The sequence below is a fragment of the Streptomyces sp. NPDC059456 genome (assembly GCF_042750055.1).
Taxonomy (GTDB): domain Bacteria; phylum Actinomycetota; class Actinomycetes; order Streptomycetales; family Streptomycetaceae; genus Streptomyces.
The window spans coordinates 1-8,542 of sequence record NZ_JBHYVA010000352.1; the positions used below are offsets into that span (position 1 = coordinate 1).

Consider the following 8,542-nt stretch of genomic DNA (forward strand, 5'->3'; position numbering starts at 1 on the left):
AGGACGTGTCCGCGAAGCCCTGACCGGCCCTCTTCGCGGACGCGCCTCGGGCCCTCCCCTTTCCCCCCGGCTACTGCCAGGGGACGTCCGGAGCCCGGTAGTACGTGATGCCCTGGGCGTTCAGCCCGGGGCCCTGGGCCGCCAGGCGGGTGCGGTACTCCGTCCAGTCGCGGGGAGCCCGGCTCCAGCCCAGTTCCGCGAGGCCCAGGACCCGGGGGAAGGCCATGAACTCCAGGTCGCCGCGGGTCGCGATGGTTTCCGTCCACAGCGGGGCCTCGACGCCGAGCACGGCGGATTCCGGGACTCCGGAGGCGGCCAGGTACGTTCCCGGGTCCCAGTCGTAGGCCCTGCGCACCGGGACGAAGCCCGCCCACGCCAGGCCCGGCTTCGTGGACGGGTCGTACTTCATGTCCAGGTACAGCCGGTCCGCCGGCGACAGGACCAGCGGGTGCCCCGCCTTCGCCGCCGCGGCCACAGCCGCCTTCTCGGTCGCCGCGGTCCTGTCGTGGCCCCAGTACTGGAGCACCGCCCCGGGTGCCGGGCGGGCCGTCGCCAGCTGGTGCCAGGCCACCACCGTCTTGCCGTGGCGCCCCACGATCTGCTGGGCGCGGTCCATGAACGCCGCGTAGTCCGCCGCCGGCGTCGAGTGCGCCTCGTCGCCGCCGATGTGCAGGTAGCGGCCCGGCGTCAGTTCGGCGAGCTCTCCGAGCACGTCGTCGATGAACTCGTACGTCCGCTCCCTGCCGACGCACAGCGAGCTGAAGCCGACCTTGGTGCCGGTGTAGCGCTCGGGGGCCTTCCCGTCGCAGTTCAGTTCCGCGTACGAGGCCAGGGCCGCGTTCACGTGCCCCGGCATGTCGATCTCCGGGACCACCTCCACGTACCGCTCGCCCGCGTACGCCACCAGGTCCCGGTACTGGTCCTTCGTCCAGTACCCGCCCGGTCCGCCGCCCACCTCGCTGCCGCCCCCGTACTCCGCGAGCCGCGGCCAGGAGTCGATCGCGATCCGCCAGCCCTGGTCGTCGCTCAGGTGCAGGTGCAGCGTGTTGACCTTGTACCGGGCGAGCTGGTCGACGTACCGCTTGACCTGCTCCGCCGAGAAGTGGTGCCGGGCGATGTCGAGCATCGCCCCCCGGTAGGCGAAGCGGGGCGCGTCGGTGATCTCGCCGCCGGGCACCGTGCCCAGACCGGCCTGCGGCAGCAGCTGCCGCAGCGTCTGCCCCGCGTGGAAGAGGCCCGCCGGGGTGCGGGCGGTCAGCGTGACCCCGTCCGGGCCGGACTCCAGCCGGTACCCCTCGGCGCCGGTCCCTGCGGCCCCCTCGTCGAGGCGCAGCCGGATCCCGTCCCCGCCGGCCCCGCCGACCACCGGCAGCGGGAGCCCGCTGGGCCCCCTGAGCTGCTGCGCGAGGAGCTCGCCGACCCGGCGGACCTCCGCGTCGCCGGCCGGGCCGGTACGGATGACCGTGCCCGCGCCGAGGACGTACCCGGGGCCCCCGGCGCGGGCGGAGGCGGGCGCCGGCAGGAGCAGTGCGTAGGGGGCGAGGAGGGCGGGGCGCGCGTCGCCGGGTCTGGCGTCGCCACCGGGGGACGCGGCGCAGGAGGCGGCCGCGCCGAGGACGAGGAGGGTGCCGAGCGTGCGTCGCAGGACTCTCATAGGCCAGGTATAGGCCAACTGGCCTGCCGGGGGCGGTGCGAGAATCGTCGGATGGCGGAAATCATCCAGAAGGACGGCACATGGACCTTCGACGGGGACGCGGTGCGCATCGTGCCCGGCCGCGACAAGGTGGTGGGGCTGCTGCGCCAGACGCTGGGCGAAGTGGTCGTCCCGCTGCACGCGCTCGCCGGCATCAGCCACGAACCGGGCCGCAAGACGGGCCGGTTGAGGCTGAAGCTGCGTGAGGGGGCCGACCCGCTGCTCCAGGTGACGGGCGGGCGGCTGCCGGAGTCCTCCGATCCGTACCGGCTGACGGTGGACGCGGACCGGACCGGGGTGGCGGAGTACTTCGTGGACGAGGTGCGCAACGCGCTGCTGCTCGACCAGGTGGACGCCGGCCCGGCGGACGCGTACCTGCTGGCCGGGCCGGCCGTGCCGATCTCGGTGGCCGCCGGGGACGGGACGGTGGCCTTCGACGGGGACCGGGTGGCACTGGACTGGAACTGGACGACGGAGGAGGCCAAGAGCTCCGGCGGCCCGCGCGAGTTCCGCGTCGCGGACCTGCGGACGGTGGAGTGGTCCCCGTCCAAGGGCCTGGACAACGGATGGATCCGGTTCACGCTGGCGGGCGCCCCGGCCGCTCCCGCGCCCAAGTACGACCCGTACACGGTGGAGCTGTTCGGCTTCAAGAAGGACCCGCTGATGGCGCTCGTCGCGGCGGCCGTGGCGGTACGGATGCCCCATCCCCGGGATGCCTCGTCGCCCGACGAGCCCGTCCCGTCCCTGTCCCCGGCGCCGGTGCCGGAGCTCGCGGCCTCGGCCCCCGGGCCGACGGCTCCCGAGGACCACGACGCGCTGCTGCGCCGGCTGCGCGAGCTCGGCGATCTGCACCAGGGCGGCATCCTCACGGCCGAGGAGTTCGCGGCGGCCAAGCAGGCCATTTTGCGTCGTTTCTAACCGTTCAGCCTCCTTTCATGACCGGATTTACACCTTCCGCTGGTCTGGACCAGATGGATCCTGCCCGATTTCGGGCAGGATCTTTGCGTTCCCGGCCGTAGCCCGTCAATATCTACGAGTGCTCGACCGCCACCCGTCTCATGACGATCTCGTCGACCACCTGGTGCGCAGCACCGCGCTGCAGCGCGGCGAGGCCGCCCGGGTGGTGCTCGACGTGCTCGCGTACTTCGACGAGACCACCGAGGAATTCGTGCGCCGCCGCCACCGTGAGCTCCAGTCCGGCGGCGCGGTCAACGCGGAGATCTTCGAGCGGATCGCGGCCGAGCTGCCGCACCGCGCCGTGGCGCCGCCGGAGCTCTCGCTCCGGCAGCTGCGCCGCATCGTCTACGGCTGAGCGACAGGGCCGGCCGACGGCAGGCGCGGCGACAAGAGCGGCAAGAGCAACCGAACTTCAGGAGGGGCAAGACTTTATGTGCGGAATCGTGGGTTACATCGGCAAGCGTGACGTGGCACCGCTGCTGCTGGAAGGCCTGCAGCGACTGGAGTACCGCGGGTACGACTCCGCGGGCATCGTCGTCAACAGCCCGAAGTCCCCCGCGCTCAAGGTGGTCAAGGCCAAGGGCCGTGTCCGCGAGCTGGAGTCCCGGGTGCCCAAGCGCTTCGCCGGCACCACCGGCATCGCCCACACCCGCTGGGCCACCCACGGCGCGCCGAGCGACATCAACTCGCACCCGCACCTGGACCCCGAGAGCAAGGTCGCGGTCGTCCACAACGGCATCGTCGACAACGCCGCCGAGCTCCGCGCCAAGCTGGAGTCCGAGGGCGTCGTGTTCGTCTCGGAGACCGACACCGAGGTCATCGTCCACCTGATCGCCCGCTCCCAGGCCGACACCCTGGAGGAGAAGGTCCGCGAGGCCGTCAAGGCGATCGAGGGCACGTACGGCATCGCCGTCATGCACGACGACTTCGCCGACCGCATCGTCGTGGCCCGCAACGGCTCGCCCGTCATCCTCGGCATCGGCGAGAAGGAGATGCTCGTCGCCTCCGACGTGGCCGCGCTGATCGCCCACACCCGCCAGGTCGTGACCCTCAACGACGGCGAGATGGCCACCCTCAAGGCCGACGACTTCCGCACCTACACCACCAGCGGCACGAAGACCACCGCCACCCCGGAGACCGTGGAGTGGGAGGCCGCCTCGTACGACATGGGCGGCCACGACACCTACATGCACAAGGAGATCTCCGAGCAGCCCGACGCGGTCGACCGCGTGCTGCGCGGCCGGATCGACGACCGCTTCAACACCGTGCACCTGGGCGGCCTGAACCTGGACCCGCGCGAGGCGCGCGGCATCCGCCGGGTCAAGATCCTGGGCTGCGGCACCTCGTACCACGCGGGCATGATCGGCGCCGGCCTCATCGAGAGCATGGCCCGCATCCCCGCGGACGCCGAGCCGGCCTCCGAGTTCCGCTACCGCAACCCGGTCGTGGACCCCGACACCCTGTACATCGCGGTCTCCCAGTCCGGTGAGACGTACGACGTGCTGGCGGCCGTGCAGGAGCTCAAGCGCAAGGGCGCCCGCGTCCTGGGCGTCGTCAACGTGGTGGGCTCCGCGATCGCCCGCGAGGCCGACGGCGGCGTGTACGTGCACGCCGGCCCCGAGGTCTGCGTCGTCTCCACCAAGTGCTTCACCAACACGGTCGTCGCCTTCGCGCTGCTCGCCGTGCACCTGGGCCGGATCCGGGACCTGTCGGTCACCGACGGCAAGCGGATCATCGAGGGCCTGCGCAAGCTGCCCGCGCAGATCCAGGAGATCCTCGAGGGCGAGGAGGACATCAAAAAGCTGGCGGCCGAGTACGCCGAGGCCAAGTCGATGATGTTCATCGGCCGTGTCCGCGGCTACCCGGTGGCCCTGGAGGCCTCCCTCAAGCTGAAGGAGATCTCCTACATCCACGCCGAGGCCTACCCGGCCTCCGAGCTCAAGCACGGCCCGCTCGCGCTCATCGAGCCGGCGATGCCGACGGTCGCGATCGTCCCGGACGACGACCTGCTGGAGAAGAACCGCGCCGCCCTGGAGGAGATCAAGGCCCGCAGCGGCCGGATCCTGGCGGTCGCCCACCGCGAGCAGGAGAAGGCCGACCACACGATCGTCGTGCCCAAGAACGAGGACGAGCTGGACCCGATCCTGATGGGCATCCCGCTCCAGCTGCTGGCGTACCACACGGCCCTGGCCCTGGGCCGGGACATCGACAAGCCGCGCAACCTGGCGAAGTCCGTCACCGTCGAGTAGCCGACGCGGCGCACGCCCGCTGCGGCGCATGGAACGGCCCCCGGGGGATTTCCCCCGGGGGGCCGTTCCCGTACGCCGGCCCGGCCGGTCCGCGGCGCTCAGCCCGCGGCGACCGCGCCCCTGCCGGAGGCCTTGCCCAGTGCGGTGGGCCAGTGGGCGAGCGCCGCCGTGGCGCCGTACCAGAACATCAGGCCGGAGAGGGCGGCCGCCCAGCCGGCGGCCTTGGCGAGCCCGCCGCTGTCGGCGAAGGAGCCGACCGCGAGGAGCAGCAGGGAGAGGGTGAGCAGGGCGTACGCGCCCTGGCCGAACAGTCCGCTCGACGCGCTGACGGTGAGGGTCAGCGCCAGCAGGGCGAAGAGGACCAGGAACAGTCCGGCCGCGTGTGCCGAAACCTTTCCGTCCGCCCCCGAGGCCCAGGTGAACCAGAAGGCGCCGAGGCCCGCGAAGGCCGTGCCGTTGAAGCCGTTGCCGCCGCGGAATTCGAGGACTCCGAGGACGAACAGGGCGAGACCGCCGACGTAGGTCGCGAGTGACACGGAGTTGGCCGCGGACACGCCGCTGACGATGGCGGTGTGGCCGATACCGAATGCGAGAAGGGTCAGACCCAGGGCTATGTTCCCGAGGGTCGAGGTCGAGGCCGTGCTTCCCGCAGAGACACCATTGTCCACGGCGGGCTCCCTTCGATCTGCAGTTGTTTGCTGCGTCCCAGCAGCACTTATCTACCCTTTACATGGGGGTTCACAACCGCACAACCGACGTACAGCGGGTTACGGAATGACAACAACCGGTCGCTGTGCGCGCTTGGCCAGCCGGCCCGCGACGGACCCGAAGATCCGGCCGACGATCCCGTGCGTGGAGCCGACGACGATGGCGTCCGCCGAGTACTCCCGGCCGACCTCCTCCAGCTCGTGGCAGATGTCCCCGCCCCGCTCGACCAGGATCCACGGCACCTCGGCCAGATAGTCAGCGCAGGCGAGCTCCAGCCCCAGCACCTCGGTGCGGTGGTCCGGCACGTCCACGAAGACGGGCGGCTCGCAGCCGGCCCACACGGTGGTGGGCAGCCGGTTGGCCACGTGCACGATGATCAGGCCGGATCCGGAGCGGCGGGCCATGCCGATCGCATAGGCCAGGGCGCGCTCACTGGAGGTGGAGCCGTCGAAACCCACCACGACCCCGTGCCGGAAGGCCGGGTCGCAGGGATGACGTGTCTGTTCCGCCGCGCGCAGGTCGCTCGACGTGTGGTCGGCGAGCGGTTTGCGCTTGCGGTCCGCGGGTTCGTGGAATTCGTGACCGGCCATGGATGTCTCGGCGAAAAGGTCCTCGGGGGAAGGGACAAGGCGACGGGGCGACATTGGGCGGAAGTACCGATTGAAAAAATGACGACTCAGGGTGACGGAGCTCTGTCCGGGAAGCATCTTCCCAAGCCCATACCCACCAGGGTACGGCGACACTCCTGTCCTGCACAGGGCATGCCACCCTTGGAGAGCGTCCCAGGGAGCATGCCGGAGCGAGGGCTCCTTGGCAATGGCCGCTGTCCCCTACAGCCAGTGACGAGCCGCCGTGCGCGCCACCCGTGCGCGCAGTGACCGAGCCCCGCCGCGCGCCGTTGGACAGGTGTCCGACCGTCCAGGAAGAGCCCGCAGGGAGCACGCCGTGCCCGGTCATCCGGTTCACCCCGTCCAGCCCGCTCAGCCGACCGTTCACCCGTCCGTGCAGTCCGGCAGACGCCCCCATGACGACCCCGCGGGTGACGTGGTGCGCTGGGCCGCCTTCAGCTGTCTGCTCGTGCCGGTGGTGCTCGTCGTCTACGGAACCTCCTTCGGCGGGGCCGCCGTCGCGACCCTCGGACTGGTCGCGGTCACCGCTGCGTGCCGGGCGATGCTGCGCCACTCGGAGAAGGCGGAGCGGGCCGCCCTGGTCCTCGTGGAGGACCGGACGCCACCGGGCGGGCACCGCCGGCGTCCGCGGGCCGGAGCCGGGCCCGGTTCGAGGGGACGCGCGCGCCGCGGCTGCTACACGTCCGGTGGAATCTCCCCAGAGGACTGACTGATTCGCACACCCACACCCGCATGTTTTCAGCCAACTTCCCGGAACAGTGCCGGTCTTGCCGGAATGCCCCCTCAACCCCCCCACCACCAGCGACGACAGAGCCAGGGGGGCCGGAAGACCCTACGGGTACTGGCCATGGCCGAGCGGCAAGCTTCCCACTCCGGTAGCGGAGTGGAAGGCTTCCTGATCGAATGCTTTTCGCCAAGTTGCCAAGTCGACATAGCGCTGCGTGCTGAACTTGTCACGCCGACACCACGGGACGCAGTAGATTCGATCATGTATTTACGGCGGGGGATCCACGTGCAAGGCCGAGGGGAAACGTGCAGGTGCGACCAGACCAAGGAGTCGCGACACCCAAGGGGGGCTTAGCCATGAGCCAGGATTCCACCGCCGTCATTGCGGACGCCGGCAGGAAACTCGCGGGGCGTCGCCGCAGGGAGATCGTCGCGGTGCTGCTGTTCAGCGGCGGCCCGATCTTCGAGAGCTCCATTCCACTTTCCGTGTTCGGCATCGACCGGCAGGACGCGGGAGTTCCACGCTATCGACTGCTCGTGTGCGCCGGGGAGGAAGGTCCGCTGCGGACCACCGGCGGACTCGAGCTCACCGCGCCGTACGGGCTGGAGGCGATCGCCCGGGCAGGCACGGTCGTCGTTCCCGCCTGGCGCTCGATCACTTCACCGCCGCCTCCGGAGGCGCTCGACGCACTGCGTCTGGCGCACGAGGAGGGGGCCCGGATCGTCGGACTGTGCACGGGGGCCTTCGTGCTCGCCGCCGCCGGTCTGCTGGACGGCCGGCCCGCGACGACGCACTGGATGTACGCGCCGACGCTGGCCAAGCGGTACCCGTCCGTCCACGTCGATCCGCGCGAGCTGTTCGTCGACGACGGCGACGTGCTCACGTCCGCGGGCACCGCGGCCGGAATCGACCTGTGCCTGCACATCGTGCGCACGGACCACGGCAGCGAGGCGGCCGGGGCACTGGCCCGCCGGCTCGTCGTCCCGCCGCGCCGCACCGGCGGCCAGGAACGCTACCTCGACCGGTCGCTGCCGGAGGAGATCGGCGCAGACCCGCTCGCCGAGGTCGTCGCCTGGGCCCTGGAGCACCTCCACGAGCAGTTCGACGTGGAAACGCTCGCGGCCCGCGCGTACATGAGCCGGCGCACCTTCGACCGGCGGTTCCGCTCGCTGACCGGCAGCGCACCGCTCCAGTGGCTGATCACCCAGCGGGTGCTCCAGGCCCAGCGGCTGCTGGAGACCTCCGACTACTCGGTCGACGAGGTCGCCGGGCGCTGCGGGTTCCGCTCGCCGGTCGCCCTGCGCGGGCACTTCCGGCGGCAGCTGGGGTCCTCCCCGGCCGCCTACCGCTCGGCCTACCGGGCGCGCCGGCCGCAGGCCGACGTGTCCCAGGTGACCGAGATGCCGGGGAGCCCGCTCCCGCACCAGCGCACCCCGCAGCCCCAGCGGGCGGCGGCGGCCCTGGCCGCGGCCGGCCCGACGGTGACGGAGCTGTACGCGCCCAACCGGGTCCTGCGCGAGCACGCGTAGCCCCCGTCCGGGGCACTGCCCGCGGAAGGTCCCCCGCATCGGTCCTCACC

The 8,542-nt window shown here is 71.5% G+C and carries 8 protein-coding genes; 5 read left to right on the top strand and 3 right to left on the bottom strand.

Annotated features, from left to right (window positions below):
• Window positions 1-70: 70 nt before the first annotated feature.
• Complete coding sequence (locus ACFXA3_RS26325; protein WP_385190763.1) at window positions 71-1,654, bottom strand: beta-N-acetylhexosaminidase; 1,584 nt, start codon at window positions 1,652-1,654, stop codon at window positions 71-73.
• 51 nt (window positions 1,655-1,705) lie between these two features.
• Here ACFXA3_RS26325 and ACFXA3_RS26330 point away from each other — a divergent pair, with 51 nt between their 5' ends.
• The 3 genes from ACFXA3_RS26330 (at window position 1,706) to glmS (ending at window position 4,899) form a co-directional block, all read left to right on the top strand.
• Complete coding sequence (locus tag ACFXA3_RS26330; RefSeq protein WP_385190764.1) at window positions 1,706-2,611, top strand: DUF4429 domain-containing protein; 906 nt, start codon at window positions 1,706-1,708, stop codon at window positions 2,609-2,611.
• 118 nt (window positions 2,612-2,729) lie between these two features.
• Window positions 2,730-3,005 carry a hypothetical protein gene (locus tag ACFXA3_RS26335; protein ID WP_054220779.1) on the top strand — a complete coding sequence of 92 codons (276 nt, stop codon included), beginning with the start codon at window positions 2,730-2,732 and terminating at the stop codon, window positions 3,003-3,005.
• 76 nt (window positions 3,006-3,081) lie between these two features.
• A complete protein-coding gene (glmS, locus tag ACFXA3_RS26340) occupies window positions 3,082-4,899 on the top strand; it encodes a glutamine--fructose-6-phosphate transaminase (isomerizing) (protein WP_385190765.1) in 1,818 nt (605 codons plus the stop codon).
• 98 nt (window positions 4,900-4,997) lie between these two features.
• On the opposite strand, the gene ACFXA3_RS26345 is transcribed toward glmS, so the two are convergent.
• Both ACFXA3_RS26345 and ACFXA3_RS26350 read right to left on the bottom strand, forming a co-directional pair.
• On the bottom strand, window positions 4,998-5,567 hold the full coding sequence (locus ACFXA3_RS26345; protein ID WP_376203891.1) for a GPR1/FUN34/YaaH family transporter: 570 nt from the start codon (window positions 5,565-5,567) through the stop codon (window positions 4,998-5,000).
• Window positions 5,568-5,666: 99 nt separating this feature from the next.
• The gene (locus ACFXA3_RS26350; RefSeq protein WP_385190766.1) at window positions 5,667-6,197 is read right to left on the bottom strand and encodes a universal stress protein; all 531 of its coding nucleotides are present in this window, start codon (window positions 6,195-6,197) and stop codon (window positions 5,667-5,669) included.
• Between the two features lie 412 nt (window positions 6,198-6,609).
• On the opposite strand from ACFXA3_RS26350, the gene ACFXA3_RS26355 reads away from it, so the two are divergent.
• Together ACFXA3_RS26355 and ACFXA3_RS26360 are read left to right on the top strand one after the other, a co-directional pair.
• Complete coding sequence (locus tag ACFXA3_RS26355) at window positions 6,610-6,945, top strand: hypothetical protein (RefSeq protein WP_385190768.1); 336 nt, start codon at window positions 6,610-6,612, stop codon at window positions 6,943-6,945.
• Window positions 6,946-7,319: 374 nt separating this feature from the next.
• Window positions 7,320-8,492 carry a helix-turn-helix domain-containing protein gene (locus ACFXA3_RS26360; protein WP_054220775.1) on the top strand — a complete coding sequence of 391 codons (1,173 nt, stop codon included), beginning with the start codon at window positions 7,320-7,322 and terminating at the stop codon, window positions 8,490-8,492.
• Window positions 8,493-8,542 lie beyond the last annotated feature (50 nt).